Annotated in this window: 13 protein-coding genes; 3 read left to right on the forward strand and 10 right to left on the reverse strand. The window is 38.0% G+C overall.

All coding sequences use genetic code 11. The features are described from left to right. Positions 1-67 precede the first annotated feature (67 nt). The 10 genes from I5677_RS12495 to I5677_RS12540 form a co-directional block, all read right to left on the reverse strand. Positions 68-451: a P-II family nitrogen regulator gene (locus I5677_RS12495; protein WP_197661959.1), complete on the reverse strand. Its 384-nt coding sequence runs from the start codon at positions 449-451 to the stop codon at positions 68-70. A 12-nt stretch (positions 452-463) separates the two neighbouring features. After that, complete coding sequence (locus I5677_RS12500; RefSeq protein ID WP_197661960.1) at positions 464-790, reverse strand: P-II family nitrogen regulator; 327 nt, start codon at positions 788-790, stop codon at positions 464-466. 49 nt (positions 791-839) lie between these two features. Beyond that, positions 840-1661: a nitrogenase iron protein gene (nifH, locus tag I5677_RS12505; RefSeq protein WP_197661961.1), complete on the reverse strand. Its 822-nt coding sequence runs from the start codon at positions 1659-1661 to the stop codon at positions 840-842. Between the two features lie 409 nt (positions 1662-2070). Further along, positions 2071-3147 carry a sulfate/molybdate ABC transporter ATP-binding protein gene (locus tag I5677_RS12510; RefSeq protein WP_197661994.1) on the reverse strand — a complete coding sequence of 359 codons (1077 nt, stop codon included), beginning with the start codon at positions 3145-3147 and terminating at the stop codon, positions 2071-2073. A gap of 14 nt (positions 3148-3161) precedes the next feature. Next, positions 3162-3842: a molybdate ABC transporter permease subunit gene (gene modB / locus I5677_RS12515; protein ID WP_330617917.1), complete on the reverse strand. Its 681-nt coding sequence runs from the start codon at positions 3840-3842 to the stop codon at positions 3162-3164. A 147-nt stretch (positions 3843-3989) separates the two neighbouring features. Continuing rightward, the gene (gene modA / locus I5677_RS12520; RefSeq protein WP_197661963.1) at positions 3990-4775 is read right to left on the reverse strand and encodes a molybdate ABC transporter substrate-binding protein; all 786 of its coding nucleotides are present in this window, start codon (positions 4773-4775) and stop codon (positions 3990-3992) included. 465 nt (positions 4776-5240) lie between these two features. Further along, positions 5241-7328, reverse strand: a complete 2088-nt coding sequence (nrdJ, locus tag I5677_RS12525; protein ID WP_197661964.1) for a ribonucleoside-triphosphate reductase, adenosylcobalamin-dependent — start codon at positions 7326-7328, stop codon at positions 5241-5243. Positions 7329-8153: 825 nt separating this feature from the next. Continuing rightward, the gene (locus tag I5677_RS12530; protein WP_243456596.1) at positions 8154-9953 is read right to left on the reverse strand and encodes a vWA domain-containing protein; all 1800 of its coding nucleotides are present in this window, start codon (positions 9951-9953) and stop codon (positions 8154-8156) included. Positions 9954-10316: 363 nt separating this feature from the next. After that, positions 10317-12533 (reverse strand): M6 family metallopeptidase, encoded by a 2217-nt coding sequence (locus I5677_RS12535; protein ID WP_197661965.1) that lies wholly within the window; start codon positions 12531-12533, stop codon positions 10317-10319. A 274-nt stretch (positions 12534-12807) separates the two neighbouring features. Continuing rightward, positions 12808-13071, reverse strand: coding sequence for a YgjV family protein (locus tag I5677_RS12540; RefSeq protein WP_330617918.1), 264 nt, complete (start codon positions 13069-13071; stop codon positions 12808-12810). A 152-nt stretch (positions 13072-13223) separates the two neighbouring features. Here I5677_RS12540 and I5677_RS12545 point away from each other — a divergent pair, with 152 nt between their 5' ends. The 3 genes from I5677_RS12545 to I5677_RS12555 all read left to right on the forward strand — a co-directional run bounded on the left by I5677_RS12545 (position 13224) and on the right by I5677_RS12555 (position 17178). Next, positions 13224-14339 carry a substrate-binding domain-containing protein gene (locus I5677_RS12545; protein WP_197661967.1) on the forward strand — a complete coding sequence of 372 codons (1116 nt, stop codon included), beginning with the start codon at positions 13224-13226 and terminating at the stop codon, positions 14337-14339. Positions 14340-14431: 92 nt separating this feature from the next. Next, positions 14432-15973: a sugar ABC transporter ATP-binding protein gene (locus I5677_RS12550; RefSeq protein WP_197661968.1), complete on the forward strand. Its 1542-nt coding sequence runs from the start codon at positions 14432-14434 to the stop codon at positions 15971-15973. After that, positions 15970-17178 (forward strand): sugar ABC transporter permease, encoded by a 1209-nt coding sequence (locus I5677_RS12555; protein WP_197661969.1) that lies wholly within the window; start codon positions 15970-15972, stop codon positions 17176-17178. Before I5677_RS12550 ends, I5677_RS12555 begins: the two co-directional genes overlap by 4 nt. Positions 17179-17283 lie beyond the last annotated feature (105 nt).

A 17283-nucleotide genomic window follows, 5' to 3' on the forward strand; every position in this document is an offset into this window, starting at 1 on the left:
CCAACCCGTGAAATCGGGCAGCATCTCAATTTTTACAAAGTCGATGGATTCGTTGAACCTCATATAGTTAATACGCTTCTGTCGTCATTTCACCATCACGAACCCTATAGTTTTCATAGATCGGAAGGACAAAGATTTTACCGTCTCCCGGATTACCTGTGGAATTTACATCCATTATCGTATTAACTGCCACATCTACATCTTCATCCTCTACCATTAAGGTAAACACCCGTTTTGGTATCAAACGGCTCGACTCTGTAAGATGTTCACCGGTAGCCGAAAGTGGTATTTCTCCGGAATCAACAATGGATCTGAGTAGTGTCATATCAATCAGCTTTTTCCCTCTTCCAAGAACTTTTCTACAGGTAAATGCAGGCATTCCTGCTTCGGCTAAGGCTTCCTTGGTTACGTTTACTTTATTCTGTCTCACAATGGCCATAACTTCCTTCATAACCAACCCCCCTTATAATCCTTTTTTCTTTGTACTGATGGTATATGCCTCTTCTACCGGACTAACAAAAATTCTGCCATCTCCAAAATGTCCCTCTTCACCGGTTCTTGCATATTTCATGATAATTCTTACAACATCATCCTTATCCTTGTCTTCTACTACCATCAAAAGCATCTCTTTCGGTATTTCATCGTAAAAGACTTCGCCTACTTTAACACCCTTTTGTTTGCCACGGCCGTATACATCCATTTTCGTAACTGCAGGAAAACCTGCGGATAATAATTCCGATAATACAATCCCCACTTTCTCCGGGCGAATGATTGATCTAACCAGTACCATATAAGAGCACCTCCTTAAAATAATATTACTTTTCTTTGCTTTGACTTATTTATATGTCTAAAATTCCATGTTCCATTAACAGTTCTTCCAGTCTTTCCTGTTTCATTGGTTTGGGGATAACAAACATATCATTTCCGTCTATTTTCTGTGCTAAGGCACGATATTCGTCCGCCTGATTTGCCGTTGGATCATAGTCAATAACCGTCTTCTTATTAATCTCAGCTCTCTGTACCATATTATCCCTTGGTACGAAGTGAATCATCTGTGAACCCAGCTCTTTCGCAAATGCAGCTACCAATTCTGCTTCTCCATCAACCTTTCTGGAATTACAGATAATTCCGCCCAATCTTACACCCCCTGTGGAGGCGTATTTTTGAATACCCTTTGAAATATTATTTGCTGCATAAAGGGCCATCATTTCACCGGAGGCAACAATATAAATCTCCTGTGCCTTCCCTTCGCGAATCGGCATTGCAAAACCTCCGCATACAACATCTCCCAATACATCATAGAAGACATAATCAAGGTCATCGGTATAAGCTCCCAACTGCTCCAACAGATTAATCGAAGTAATAATACCCCTACCGGCACATCCGACCCCGGGCTCCGGTCCTCCGGATTCAACGCAACGGATATCTGCAAATCCTCGCTTCATAATCAGCTCCAGATCAATATCCTCTCCTTCTTCCCTCAGGGTATCTAAAACTGTCTTCTGAGCCAACCCTCCCAGAATTAATCTTGTAGAATCAGCTTTTGGATCACAACCGACAATCATAATGTTCTTTCCCATTTCACCTAATCCGGCTGTTAAATTCTGTGTGGTGGTTGACTTACCAATACCACCTTTTCCGTAAATCGCAACCTGTCTCATACATATCCCTCCTTATCTTTATAAAAAAACGTCATTACTGATAAAAGTAATGACGTCTCTGTCCGTATAACACTGACTGTTTATTAACATATAATTTTATCACTCGCCTAAATCATAGTATGGATGTATCTAAAATCCAAGGGTTCCCTCCCTTTCCTTCAAGTTAGCCATATCTATGTGTGAGTTTCACATTGTGCGAATATATCTCTACGAAAAAAACAATGTCGTCCATGGAACGGCATTGTTCATAAAATAGGAATATCTATCTGTTTCTATAATTTTATATCGGTCGGAATTAACAATCATTGCCAACGATTACTATAGGTGACATTCTATCATTTACAGATAAAGGTTTCAATACATTGAATTGTCAAATATTTATCATGAAATCGATTATTTTTTGAACAATTTAACAAATCTTTCTTTTTTCACTCTCTGTTAATAACAGAATATGTTCTTTTGGAATTTGTATATATTCCGGAAATTTAAGCTGGTAAAGATGTCTCCATTCCTGTTTTGCAACGGTCCATAGCAAATTACTGTTATGGCTATAATTTGCATCTTCCTGTTTTGTTAATACAAACTTTACTTGATCCGGTCCCTCCAAAGAATCTGAAAGGTTTATTGGGATTGTATTTTCCTCATGTTGTTCACCGGGTTTTATATAACAAGATTGAATTCCAACGTAGCGTATGTTATCTTCTACTCGCTTGTTTGTGTGAAGATTAACGCTCCAATCAATTGCTCTCACTTCATAATCTGAAATCCGGATTGCTCTGGAAATATTTCTGCATCCGGTTAATCTGGCAGTAATAAATTTTTCCGGATCTTCAAAAATCTTTCGTTTATTACCTGTCTCCATAAGACTGCCATGATCGATTACCGCTATATAGTCACAGAAACGATATAGCTCTCCTCTGCTATGGGATACCATGAGAATATCTTTATTAAACTTACGCAAAAAATCGATCAGATTCTGCTGTAACTCCTCCTTCAGATAGGAATCCAGTGCCGAGAACGGTTCATCCAACAAAAGCGCTTCCGGATCATATGCCAGTATTCTTGCCATTGCTACCCTCTGTTGTTCTCCGCCGGATAACTGTCCGGGGTATCTGCTTTCCAGTTGATTTAACCGAAATTCTTTTAAAAGGCGGTCTGTTATACTTTTCCTGTTCTTTTTATTACAACTTATTCCGATGTTCTCCCGAACTGTCATATTGGGAAACAATGCGTAGTTCTGAAACAAAAGTCCAATCTTTCTTTGTTGAGGAGGTATATTGATCCCTAATTTTGAATCGAATAATACTTTCCCGTTAAGGACAATCTTACCTTCCTCCGGTGTCACTATCCCTGCTATACATTTTAATGTCAGGCTTTTTCCGCAACCGGATGCCCCCAATATCCCCAGACACCTCTCATTACTATTAAAATGAATATCCAGGACAAAATTCTTATATTTTTTTTTGATATTAACTGACAGGCTTATAGGAACGACCTCCTCTACGAAGTTATATTATGTATGCCCTTTTCTTCTTTCTTTATATTAATGAAATTCAAAAATAATATCATAAAGAAGGATAGCATAATCATCAACAATACCCAAACAGAAGCAATCTTAGTCTCTCCTCTCTGAATATTCATATAGATCGCCATTGGCATAGTTTGTGTTATCTTGGGTATATTTCCGGCAATCATAAGTGTAGCACCAAACTCTCCCAATGCTCTGGCAAAGGTTAGAATTGTACCTGATAGAATACCCGGTGCTGCAAGAGGCATCTCAATCCGCCAAAAAATCTGAATTTTTGTCAGCCCCAGCGTTCTTCCTGCCTGTATCAAATTCCCATCCTGTTGCTCAAAAGCCGCTTTTGCAGAACGGTACATCAAAGGAAACGATACCACTATGGCTGCTATTATTGCAGCTAATCTGGTAAATACAATTTGTATTCCAACCGAATACAGAAACCGTCCAATCAATCCATTTTTACCAAAAAGAATTAAAAGAAGAAATCCTACAACGGTTGGCGGAAGTACCAATGGCAATGTAAAAATCACATCCAGAAGTTTGGAAACAGGCGCATTTGCACTGATTACCTTTTTGGCAATAAATATTCCCAGAAAAAAGGTAATCATAGTAGCCGGTATTGCTACACTTAATGAAATCCATAAGGGTGACCAATTCATCTCCATCCCTCCCATTTAGAAGATAAAATTTCTTTTAAAAATATCTTAAATCTTGGCGTCAGTATAAATCCACAGTGTAACCCATGATATCACTTTATACATCAGTTCCCTAATTTATTTTATTGGATTATGCATAGATCCCTGACTTTATGGAAGCGTTTTAAATCCATACTCCGTAAATATCTTCTGAACTTTTTCTGTAGTAAGAAATTCAAGAAAGGCCCTTGCTGTTTCTTCTTTCGCATCCTTAACAACGGCTGCAGGATAAACGATTCTGTTGTGGCTCCCTTCCGGTGCATAGGCTATCTGCGTGACCTCCTTACTAAGAGCTGCATCCGTTGAATATACAACACCTGCATCTGCATTGCCGGAGCTTACCCAAGCCAATACTTCGGTCACATCATTGGCATAATTGGCTTTTGTATTTACTTCATCTAGAATATCCATAGATGCAAAAATTTCGAAGGCATACTTCCCTGCCGGTACAATGTCCGGATCTCCAACAGCAATGACCTGAGCCTTAATAATATCTTCAAATGAGCTTATGCCAAACTTGCTCTTAGTAGGAACAATCAAAACAATTTGATTCTCTAATAGTTCCACCATCGTATCCGCAAGTATGTATCCATCCATTATCAGATTATCCATTTGTTTCATAGCTGCTGATATAAAAAGATCAACCGGAGCACCCTGTCTGATCTGCTGTTCCAGAGAACCGGATCCTGCAAAAGTAAAATTAACCGTTATATCCGGATACTGTTCTTGATATAACAATTTTACTTCCTCCATTATTGTATTCAGGCTGGCAGCAGCTCCAATCAAGATCTCTTTTTTATTATTATCCTCTTTTTCACAACCAGTTAATGAAGTAGGTAACATAATAATCATCATGAGTAATATAAATATGATTGCTTTTCTTGCAAACCTTTCCATTTAGCATCTCCCTTTCCATCCTAGAAACAGAACAAAGAATTTGCCTTGGCAAACTCTCGCGTCTGGCTCGCTCGGTAAAACCGACAAAATTACTTAGGTGCGAGTGTGCATCCTACCAAAGGCAGATAATTTCTATACGCGCGAGTGCGTATCCTGCACGGAGTGCTTTTTATATAATAGGAAATCCAAAGGACTTTCCTATTATATAAAAAAAGGCGCCTTAGATTTCTCTAAGACGCCTGTGTCACTACAAATTGGCATATATGGATTATAGATATTATATTATAATGAAGGATATTATAGCTACAGTATACGGTATTGTCAAGTGTTTTATTAACATAATTTGCTATCTGTTTTCTATATAATAAATATTTTATGCTAGCATATTTAAATAAACGTAATTCGTTTCATTTATTACGCAAGATCCTTGCATGTAACTTTAGGCAACTGGTTATCTTTATCACCTTATCTTACCGGGCATACACCGGTATCACATTCCGCATCAATGATGTTATGCTCCTCATCATCATCAAATCTGGCCAAAAGCTCATAATCGATCGGTTTCACCTGCTTAATTCTGTGCTCATAATCCTCTTTCGTTGTAATTTCATAAGGTAACAACGGATAGGTCTCCTCCATTAAGGGAAGGAAAGTGATTCCCACAACATAATCAAAGTTTTCATATACCCAATGAGCCACTTCTTCCCATTCATGCTCCCTTACATGAACGGTAATAGAGGTGTTATGATCTGACCAATGCATCATAGACATCTTGTATAATTCCAGCTGTTCAATCGCACTTACCTCATATTTGGTTCTTCCTTCCGGAGCTTTAATCGGAAATTCAATTACCTTAATTGAACAATTATCATCGGTTTGCCCTATTTCATTGTAGATAGGATAACAACCCTGCTGTTCTATCATTTTAAACAAAGGATCTGTAGCTGATATTCTTATTCTGCGGATATAGTAATTCGAGTGAGCAAAATGAATCCCCGAGCTTACGCAGGGTAGTGTCGAAAGACTGCCTTCCGGTTTAATTGTAGTCATTAATTTCGGTGCTTCTATACCCAGTTCTTCAGAGTATCTCTTACCCTCTGTATGAACTACCTCTCTCAGTCTTTTTAGAAGGGTTTCCAGTTCTTTAAAACTCATATTCGTTTTATTTACCATATCCATCATTCCTGTTAAGGAGATCCCGATAATCCTGTCCTCCTGCATCACCTTATTCCATTCCGGTAGCTCAACATCAACCAGGGTCATTCTGATAGCCACACGGGTAGATAGTCTAAGTACCTCTTCCAGTCTGTCCGTATCCAGAGTATCTCCATTGACAAATGCCATTAGGTTATTGGTTGTAAGGTTACAACATTGTTTCGACTGCAATAAAATCTCACCACAGGGATTGCAACCCTGAAAAGCCTCTTTTCGTCTGAATGCTTCCGTGCCATTAATAAATCCGGGTTCTCCATTTATTCTAATGGAATTGATAATTTCTTTAATCCTCTCAAGTGAAGGACGATGCGTATATAATACGGAATTATTACTCATTTTTCTATGGGATATCTCCGGATCTTCAATCCAATTCCCATCAACTACTCTGTATATATTTCTCTTGGCAGTAATAACTTCTTCATCTTCCTCGTCACAGATTACCATCATAGCACTCCGTCTTACTCCTCCGGATACCACATTCTCGCTAATGATGGTAGCGATATCCAGAATATCAAGGGTTGTCAGCTGACCGTCTTCTCTACGACCAAATACTCGATTCATTTTTTCAAACATTCTTTGTATTGATTTATGTCCGGAAGCTCTTCCACCGAAACGTTTCAGTCGTTCACCCTCCGGTCTTACAAAACTGTAGTCGATGATTACTTTTTTAATGTCTTTATATTCTGGCTGTGTAAGCAGATTAAAATATTTCTCCAAGGCAGAACACCAACCCTCTTTGCTGTCTCCCACGGTAATCGTTGCAACCGTATTATCCTTGGAATCAATATCGCATAACGTATGTTCCATATCTTCCTTAGAGGTATTTTGGCGTACTTCCACCTTATATACACCTTCAAGCTTAGCAAACCTTACCTTAGGAAAACGGTCCATAAACTTCCGATCAATACGGATACCTACTCCACTACCAACCATAAGCAGATAAAATACATCTACCAAATCTCTGAACTTCTCTATATTGGTAAACGCACAGTTATAATTCGAAAGGGGATATTCTTCGACAATCTTAGTTCCGCCCATATATAAAGTTCTTCCGGATGTAAAGGTCCTAAGATGAAATAAGTTGTCGAATAAAAACTCCGCCTCTTTCACTGTATCCGCATCCGTGATTAAGAGCCCGTTTCTTTTTTTATAATTTAAACCCAAATTTATATTATACTCCGTAGTCCGATAAACCGTTTCATACCAGGTCTCTCTCCGTTTCTTTTCCTCCAGATATCTGGAATAAGTTCTAAGATATACAAACTCACCAATATGGCTGAGTGGACTATTTAAATGTTTATATTGACTTAAAAATTCTTCTGATAATATGTGTTTCATCCCAATCCTCCTGTCTTTTTGGAGGATTGCTCCTCCTGTCTTTTTGAAAACTCTCCTAATTATAGGAGTGATTTTCCTTTTCTTTCGTTCAATAGGTTCATATTTATAACATGAAATCGAAATTAAGCGATATCATCCGTCTTTTCCTACTTGTTATCATGAGCCTAGCATTACTTAAGAATACCCAAAGTAAACAACAAAATTGTTATATAACTATATGTACGCACACAGACACTATATCTTGTGTTTAAATTATACAAAAACACTATATATATGTCAATTAGTTTATTTTATGTTATTTTTTTATCACTTATTATCATATAAAAATAAATAAAGAAAGAATATGTGTAAATAACCCATTAATAGCCTTCCTTCAATGATAATGTTAGTATACCCATTGTTCCTTTTTCTTTTGTAAATATGAGGCTGTTGCATAAGTTTCCTAACTCATATACCTTTCCTTGAGAATATAACTTCTCTAAGAAATATTGACGGAGCAGTTTCAAAATAGTTAAACTGGAAATATGATTTTACCGTAATGCACTGTTTGACGGATATGTTGCTGATTTTGTTATGCCTAGTGCGAACTGAAGTGTTCGAACTAGGCATACAAAATCGAAAATATGTCCGTCAATCTGTGTGTGAGGTAAATCATATTCCCACAGTTTATTTTGAAACTGCCCCGTCATATAATGTATTAGGTATAACTCATCTATATATTCGTTTTACATGGATTAACAAAAACCAATATCATAAAACATCTCTCTTTGTTTTATATTTATCAATTTTTTTATAATTCGCACTACGGATAAGATACTATAACTTCTACCAGCGATTATTTATCAGCTCCTCATACTTCTCAACTAAATTAATAAACTCTGTTCGATATCCATCCTCGTCTTTTCCAAGACCTTTTTCAGCTAGCATAAGAAGATTCTCGATCGAAGAAGTTCCCTTATATTCCGAGTTCCGAAGTAGCATTCCAAACTCTGCAACAGCCGCTGCAAAGTAAAAATCCTCTGATAAATAAATCTTATTCACCGGTGTATTATCATAAGAAACCACCTGAAGGATTTCGTTACTTTTGTTCGAATCCGGAAGTTTATAACGTAGTCTCACTTCCGTAATCTCATCTTGATACTCTTTATTTATAACCTGCTCTTTCGTCTGATATTTTAAGGATTCACGTCCATATAATAAAGAGTCTTTCCTGTTAGGAACGATTTCGTAAATTGCAGTAACGCTATGACCGGCACCCAGTTCTCCTGCATCCACCTTATCGTTCTTAAAATCCTCATTATTTAACGCCCTGTTCTCATATCCTATTAAACGATAAGATTCTACCGAATAAGGATTAAACTCTAATTGAATCTTTACATCCTTTGCTATGGTTAAGAGTGTCCCTGACATTTCATCGACGAGAACCTTCTTAGCTTCCATCGAAGAATCAATATATGCGTAATTTCCGTTTCCCTTATCAGCAAGAAGCTCCATCCGATTATCCTTAATATTCCCCATTCCAAAGCCCAATACACTTAAGAATATACCGCTCTCCCTCTTCTGTTCTATGAGTTCTTCCAATTCCTTAGGGGAAGATGGCCCTACGTTAAAATCACCGTCTGTGGCTAAAATCACCCTATTATTTCCTCCTGCTATAAAATTCTCTTGCGCTAAGGCATAAGCTTTCTCAATTCCTCCTGCACCGGCGGTTGATCCTCCGGCGGTTAAATCCTTCAAAGCACTTAAGATAATTCGTTTTTCATTGCCCGGTACACTGTCTAAAACGACTCCGGATTTACTGGCATAAACCACAATGGATACTCTGTCATCTTCTGTGAGCTGCTCTACCAGCTGTGAAAATGCATTTTTAAGGAGTGGCAATTTATCCTCCTGATCCATAGATCCGGATACATCAATCAAAAACACCAAATTACTCTTTGGTAAGGTGGCTTTATCGACATCCTTTCCCTGAACACCTACCATCAATAAGTAGTTATCCTGATTCCATGGGCATCTTCCAATTTCCGTATTGATTGAAAACGGATTTTTCCCGGTTGGTTCATCGTACTCATAGTTGAAGTAATTCAGCATTTCCTCAATTCGAACCGCATCCATCTCAGGCAATAATCCATAGTTAATATTTTTTCTAATGTTAGCATAGGATGCTGTATCAACGTCGATAGAAAAAGTAGATAAAGGACTTTGTAAAGTGTCCATAAAGCCTTTTTCAAATATCTTAGTATACTCTTCTGTGTTTGGGTACAAACCATCGTATTGATACCCATATGCCTTATCTCTCTCCACACTATTTAAGATAGCACTGGAATCAGTCATTTTATAACTGTCTCCTATCATAATCTCATTTGTGTTAATACTACTCTCTGTAACTTCAATATCGAATATTTCCTGATCCTCGGTTACCCCTGTGGCATCAAGGTCATCCGCCTTGGAACTCCTACTTACATCCCTATTCTCCGAACCATATTTCATCACTGTATCTCTAGTTTCTGCATCTTCCTCTTTTGTTGTTTCAACCGATAAATCATTTCCTTTTGAACAACCGGTAAATATTACTGTCATAATTAATATACACACCAATATAATTGATATTTTTCTTTTCTCCATAAAAATGTCCTCCCATTTTATAAGATTAACTCCTATATTTTAAATGGCCATTTAAAATTTATATTAATTAGACAACAGAAAAAGGGAAATGGTTCCACTTATTTTTAGAGGATATAAATCAAGACAGTGTTTACATGATCCGTTTCATAATAAAGAGGAACATAAGGATCACCATACACTTTCACCGGAGTACATACCCTTACTTTGTTCGTCTCATTCGAATATACATGTTCATAATAGACAAACAAGTAAAGATACTAATCTCCTTATGATGTATTTAGGTAATCCCTATGTTCCATCTTAATCTAATTTAAATATGTTACCGTCTCATTCCATGATTAACGAATCTCTGGGCCGGTTCTGCTATCTTCTGCTATTTCTACCGTTATTTTTATTGTTATTATTTTTATTGTTTCTCCAATTATTCCTCCATTGATCTCTCTTATTGTCATGATCTCTATTACCATTATTTTTATGTTGGTTTCCTTTAATGATAACCTCATAGGTAAAAGAAACGGAATCTCTTTCCCCCGGCGGTGCCGCAAAGGTTGTTATCATGTAATTCTTTCCTTTTTGAAATAAGTTTCTGATTTGTAATGCATCCTCCTGCGTCACATCAAAAGGATCCACAGTAATTACTCTGAACTGCGTTTTCCTGCCCTTCTTATTACCTACCTCAGTCTCATTGATAAAGGTAACCGTATAGTTTACATATTGACCTAAGATCGAACTGAGAGACACAAAGCCTTCTGTCGAACTTCCATCAAAGATAAGTCCTATTTCAGGGATCTCAATATTGTCAACAAACCAACCTAAATCATTATAGCCCCAATCCGTTATATATCGGAAGGAGATTAACACCTTCTGTCCGGCATAGGAACTTAAGTCAAAACTTTCTTTTTGCCAATTATCATAATACCCTGTGAAGCCGGGCAGATTCTCCCTTATCTTCGGATAACCTTCTTCCACCAGATCGGATCTGGTATTTTCATTGGCAAGGCTGGTCCAATTATAACCTCCATCCGTGGAAACTTGAACAAATCCAAAATCCCACTGCTCCTCAATGTCTAATAAGTTATCAAAGGAAAGCGTTGCCGTTGATACTCCGGTTAAATCTGCTTCAAAGATAAGCATATTGTCTGCTTCATCGCCTTCGTTACCCCAAAGAACCTGATTATCCGATCCCAGAGGATCACCCACAGTAATCCATGGAATTGGTAAAAAGTCTACACCATCAAAGGTGATGCCATGAATTTTCTGTTGGAAGTCTAATACCTTAAAATCTCCGCCCCAAGCAGGAACACCCTCTTTTTCATAGGTTAAGGCACTTTCGAAGTCAACGGTTTTCCCTCTGATTGTACCCTCCTTATTAATTGGTATTTCGCGAAGATTAATGCTGTCAAAGTTATACACACCGTTTCCGGGATTATCACTGTCAATTACTAATGCAGTGATAAAATTCTGATAGATCTTTGTAAAGTCCAGATTTGCCTGATGTCTGCTTAATACGTTATTAATACTGTTAATTCCCTGTAGCGGACTTACGGCAAGTTCACGGATAAAATCCTGTCCTAATTTATCATTCATATACATGGTGAACAGATAAACCTGTCCATAATCTGCTATGGTCTCCGGTCCTGTTGGAGCCGAATAATGATCATCCCATTTTACCAGTGAGTTCTCCGGATGATCCAGATAAAAATTAACAGAACCTGCATCCAATCCGTAACCTCCCAAAAACTCTGAAAAGGTGGACATTCCCTCATTAATCCAGCTTTCTTCATGGGGATCATGATCCGAATGGATCAGATGTTGAAGCTCATGAATGGTGGTTGGATAGAATGTAGATTCTAAACGTTCCTCCCAGGTGTTTGTGTCAATGGTTATCATGTTTCTGTCAATATACATTTCTAAGGTCTGCCAAAAGAACCCTGCTACAAAGAAAGGATATTCCGGCATATAATAATTTTCATCGATAATATTATCCACCAGAATAATTACCTTTTCACTTCCTTCATAATATCCTTCCGGAAACAGTCCCCACTCAGTCAGTAAAGATTGCGATCCGTCATGCATATCAGGGTCTCCAAAGAATGCGGTTGCCGTCGGATAGATGTTACTGTCAAACTCATCCCGAAGCTTGTCCACTTGTTCTTGGTTAATCTGGGGTACCGGTCTGGGATCGCCCTCCGGAAATGCCAACTCATCAGCAACCCATACCTCTACATTGGTTCCTTCACTTCGAAGGGTAAAGGCTTTAAAATCCAAATCTCTGTTTAGGAAATACTTTGTACCTCCATCATATGTAAAGTTACTGTCCGCAGCATCTTCTTGCGCCGTTATAGTCTCATCACTAATTAAGTCTGCTTGTCCCTTAATTTTTTCTTCTGCGCGATTTAAAAAGGCCTCATCCTTATCCAGATAACTTAAGTGTCCGTCAATGTCAAGACGGTCGCCATAATACTCCTCATTCCAGACCGGTTTTACCTTAGCTTCTGCATTGGCTTCCTCTACCGGTACTGTTATCACAAGCGTAATCATTAGTAGCCCTGCTATAAAAGCAGATATTAATCTTTTCATATAATATCCTCCTTCCATATATTGTAAATTTATATTAGCACAGGAAGGAGAAATTTAAAATAGGTATTATTTAAATTATTCTAACATTTTCATTCTAATTTTTATTCTTTAATTTAACAATTTAGCTCTATAAGATTTTTTACTAAAAATAATATTACTTCCAAATAAACCATTTTACTTATCCTATTTAGTTAAGAAAAAAGTTGCTACAGAATCTGATTACATCCTGTAACAACCTCGCATAAAAGAAAATTCTATCATAATCTCATCCGCATTATTCTGCCTTGCTTCCATCTCCGCTTCTTCTCAAATGAAAAATATTAACCCCCACAACGAATAAATTAATAAGGGCTACCGGCCACGCTTTAATAGCTACACTATATATCACAAAGAGAGCAGCTCCAATCATATTTACAAATCTTAACTTATTCATGGACTTCATCAAAAAGGATAAAGCGACTAGACCGGATGCCAGATATCCGAAAACTTCTATTACGGTTTCCAAAGTTGAAACCTCCTTACATGTAATAATTTGAATTTATTGTTTACAACCAATGTTGTTATTATAAACCTACACAGAAATAAATTGCAACCGTTATATCAAGTTTATTAATTTGCATAACGTGGCAGAAATTTGAAACACTAGTATGTATGATTTACTAAATCTAAGAAAAAGGCGGTATGTGATTTATGAAAAAAATTATTTCTATATTGCTATGTATTGTAGTACTTTTATCCCTATCCGGTTGTAATCAAAACGATGATGGAAATCAAAACGGTAAGGGAGGATCCATTGATGTTGGTATTGTTCTTCCAACTAAGGATGAACCCAGATGGCTTCAGGATCAGGCCAGCTTTGAGGAAGCAATCAAAGACTCCGGGTATTCAGTTGAAGTATTATTCAGCCAAGGTAACCCGGCGAATGAAAAGACAAATGTAGAAACTTTGATTGCAAAAAATATAAAAGTGTTGATTATCTGTGCACATGATGCTGCTGCAGCCGCAGCCTCCGTTGAATCAGCAGAGAATGCTGAAGTCCCTGTTATCTCTTATGACAGATTAATTACCGATACAGATGCCCTTGACTATTATGTAACCTTTGACAGCATTGCAGTTGGTGAAGCAATGGGACAATATCTGGTTGATAATGCAACCGGTACCGGTAATCCTTTGTATCTCTATGCCGGCGCTGCCACAGATAATAATGCATTTTTATTCTTTGAAGGAGCATGGAATGTCTTACAGCCAAAAATTGCAGATGGCACTTTTGAAATTATTAATTCCTCTGCTGCCGTAGGTCTTAAAGATAAAGCAACCCTTACCCGAGATGAGATGTCCGGTATTATCGGACAGGTTACAACAAACTGGGATTTTAATGAGGCAAGGTCGAAGGCTGAGGCTCACCTCACTGCAGCTACAACCGAGCAAAAAGGTACTTGCTATATCTTAGCGCCGAATGATGGTACAGCTCGTTCTATAGCGGATGTATTTGCTGCTGATAATGATGTAGAACAATATTATATAACAGGACAGGATGCCGAAAAAGCCTCCATCCAATATATCATAGATGAGAAACAGTCCATGACGGTATTTAAGGACACCAGAACTCTGGCAACGGATGCCATGAATATGGCAATCAGTATTATTGAGGGTAATACTCCGGCTACGGATACCACCTATAATAATTTAATTATCGATGTACCTTCCAAGCAAACCCCTGTCGTTGTTGTTACGAAAGATAATGTACAGGAAGCCTTGATAGATTCCGGATATTATAATGCAGATGATTTTACAGGATTAGAATAACGGCTGACGAAACGAAGCAATAACTCATCGAAGACCGGTTTAATGCAAATCGAATTTATTTAAACCGGTCTTGCGTTAAAGGAGGAAAACTGATGAGTGAGAATATTCTGGAAATGAGGGGTATCATAAAAGAATTTCCCGGAGTTAGAGCACTAAATAACGTGAACTTTAAAGTCCGAAGAGGAGAGATCCATTGTCTGGTTGGTGAAAACGGTGCCGGTAAGTCTACCTTAATGAAGGTACTATCCGGCGTTCATCCCTATGGCACCTATAGCGGACAAATTATATATAACGATGAAGAACAAAAGTTTAAATCCATAGCGGATAGTGAGGCGGTAGGTATTGCAATTATTTATCAGGAACTGGCATTGATACCTGAGTTAAGTATCTATGAGAATATTTACTTTGGACATGAAGTTACAGAGGGAAGGATAATTAACTGGAATCAAACCATTGTACAGGCACGAGAAATGCTTCAAAAGGTACGACTTAATGTAAATCCCTCCATGAAAATAAAGAACTTATCGGTAGGTAAAAGACAGCTGGTCGAGATTGCAAAGGCATTAAGCAAAAATGTAAAACTATTGGTGTTGGATGAGCCTACCGCAGCTTTAAATGAAGATGACAGCGAAAATCTCTTAGAGCTACTCATACAGTTAAAGCATCAGGGAGTCACCTGTATTATGATATCCCATAAACTTAAGGAAGTGGTTGCAATTGCAGATACGATTACTGTTTTACGGGACGGTGCTACCATAACCTCAATGGATGCCGAAAAAACCAAAATATCAGAACACGAAATTATAAAAAATATGGTTGGACGGGCCATAGAAAACATATATCCAAAAAGAAAGAAAAAAAATCCGGGGCCTGTATTTTTGGAAATAAAGAATTGGACCGTATATAATCCGGTGTCCGAACGGGAGATTTTACATGATATCAATATTAATGTGCGTAAAGGTGAAATCGTTGGCATTGCAGGATTAATGGGGGCCGGCAGAACCGAACTGGCTTTAAGTATCTTTGGTAATGTTCCCAATTATAAAATAACAAACGGTGAAATTATAGTGGACGGGCTTAGAAAAAAGTTAAAGCATCCAAAAGATGCTATAAAAGCAGGCATTGCCTATGTTACGGAAGACAGAAAGGGCAACGGTCTCGTTCTAATCCAGGACATCAAGTATAATACCTCCATTGCTAATCTTGAGAAGTTGACAGAAGGAATTATTATTAATGATAAAAAAGAAATTCAGGTAGCAAAAGATTATCAAAAATCCATTAACATCAAAGCACCCTCCGTAAGGCAAATTGTCGGTAATCTGAGCGGAGGAAACCAACAAAAAGTATCAATCGCCAAATGGCTCTTTGTAGAACCAAAGATTTTAATCCTGGATGAACCTACCCGAGGTATTGATGTTGGTGCTAAATTCGAAATTTATACCATTATGAACAAGCTGGTGGAACAGGGTATGAGTATCATCATGATTTCCTCGGAATTACTTGAGATATTGGGTATGAGTGACCGCATCTATATTATGTCAGAAGGCTCCATCACCGGTGAACTCAAGGGTGAAGAGGCTACCGAACAAAAAGTAATGGCTATGGCTACCCGCGTGGAGGAGGTAATGGAATGAAAGTAAGTGATAAGAAGTCAGTGAATGATAATGAACCCATCGGGTCAGAACTACATGCCTTAATAAAGGAAAATATACGGGAATATGCTATGTATATTGCACTGGTATTCATATTTATCTATTTTAATGTGTTAACAAACGGCTTATTCCTATCTTCAAGAAATATAAGCGATTTAATCAACCAAACCGGATATATCGCTGTATTAGCGGTCGGTATGACTTTAATTCTAATCATTAAGCACATTGATTTGTCTGTCGGATATGTAGCCGGCTTTCTGGGAGCGGTTGCTGCTATATTCTTAAAAAACGGTTGGAATGTGTGGCTTGTAATTCCTTTAACCTTATTTTTTGGTGTCTGTGTAGGTTTATATCAGGGCTTTTTGGTTGCAAGAATTGGTGTTCCTGCTTTTGTAACCACCTTAGCCGGAATGTTTATCTTCCGGGGATTTTTATCCCGTGTAACAGCAGGTACCGGAACAATTATTGTTCGGGATGAGGTCTTTCGAGCTATCTCCAATGGTTTCTTACCTGATTTGCCCTTTGGTGGCAATTTGCATGTACTTACCTTATTGATTGGTATCCTAGCTGTAATATTAGTGATCATAAGTCAGATCAGACAAAGAAACAGTATGTTAAAATACAATTTTAAGGTGATGTCCCTTCCTATCTTTATTTCTAAGATCCTTTTTATGTCCGTAATTATATTATTGGTGGTTTGGATTTTGGCCGGTTACCGGGGTATCCCTTGGACAGCGGTTATTGTCGGTGTTGTTTTATTCATTTATAACTTTATGCTGCACAAAACCCGTCTGGGAAGATATATCTACGGTATCGGCGGCAATTCGGAAGCAGCCGAGCTCTCCGGGGTAAATGTTAAAAATGTCACTATGTTTGCCTTTGCCTCCGTTAGTATGTTGGCTGCCCTCTCCGGCATCCTGTATACCTCAAGACTATCCTCTGCCACACCTACCGCCGGTCTCGGTTTTGAGCTTGACGCCATAGCCTCTTCCTATATCGGTGGTGTATCTGTTAACGGTGGTATCGGCCGGGTGACGAACACGATTGTGGGAGCCTTAGTCATCATGTCCCTAACCAACGGTATGAACTTGATGGGCGTCGATGTATCTTACCAGTATGTTGTCAGAGGTGCTATCTTTATCCTTGCAGTTGCCTTCGATGTAAAAACCAGAGGTAAAAGAAGGTAAATTATCTACCATCTAATAAATTATAGAAGTGGTACTATGTAAACGAAAATCCGTAATACCACAGGGCTGCGTAAATTACCCTTTATTCCTTACAGAATTGATTAA

It is taken from the genome of Mobilitalea sibirica (assembly GCF_015999265.1).
GTDB lineage: Bacteria > Bacillota > Clostridia > Lachnospirales > Lachnospiraceae > Mobilitalea > Mobilitalea sibirica.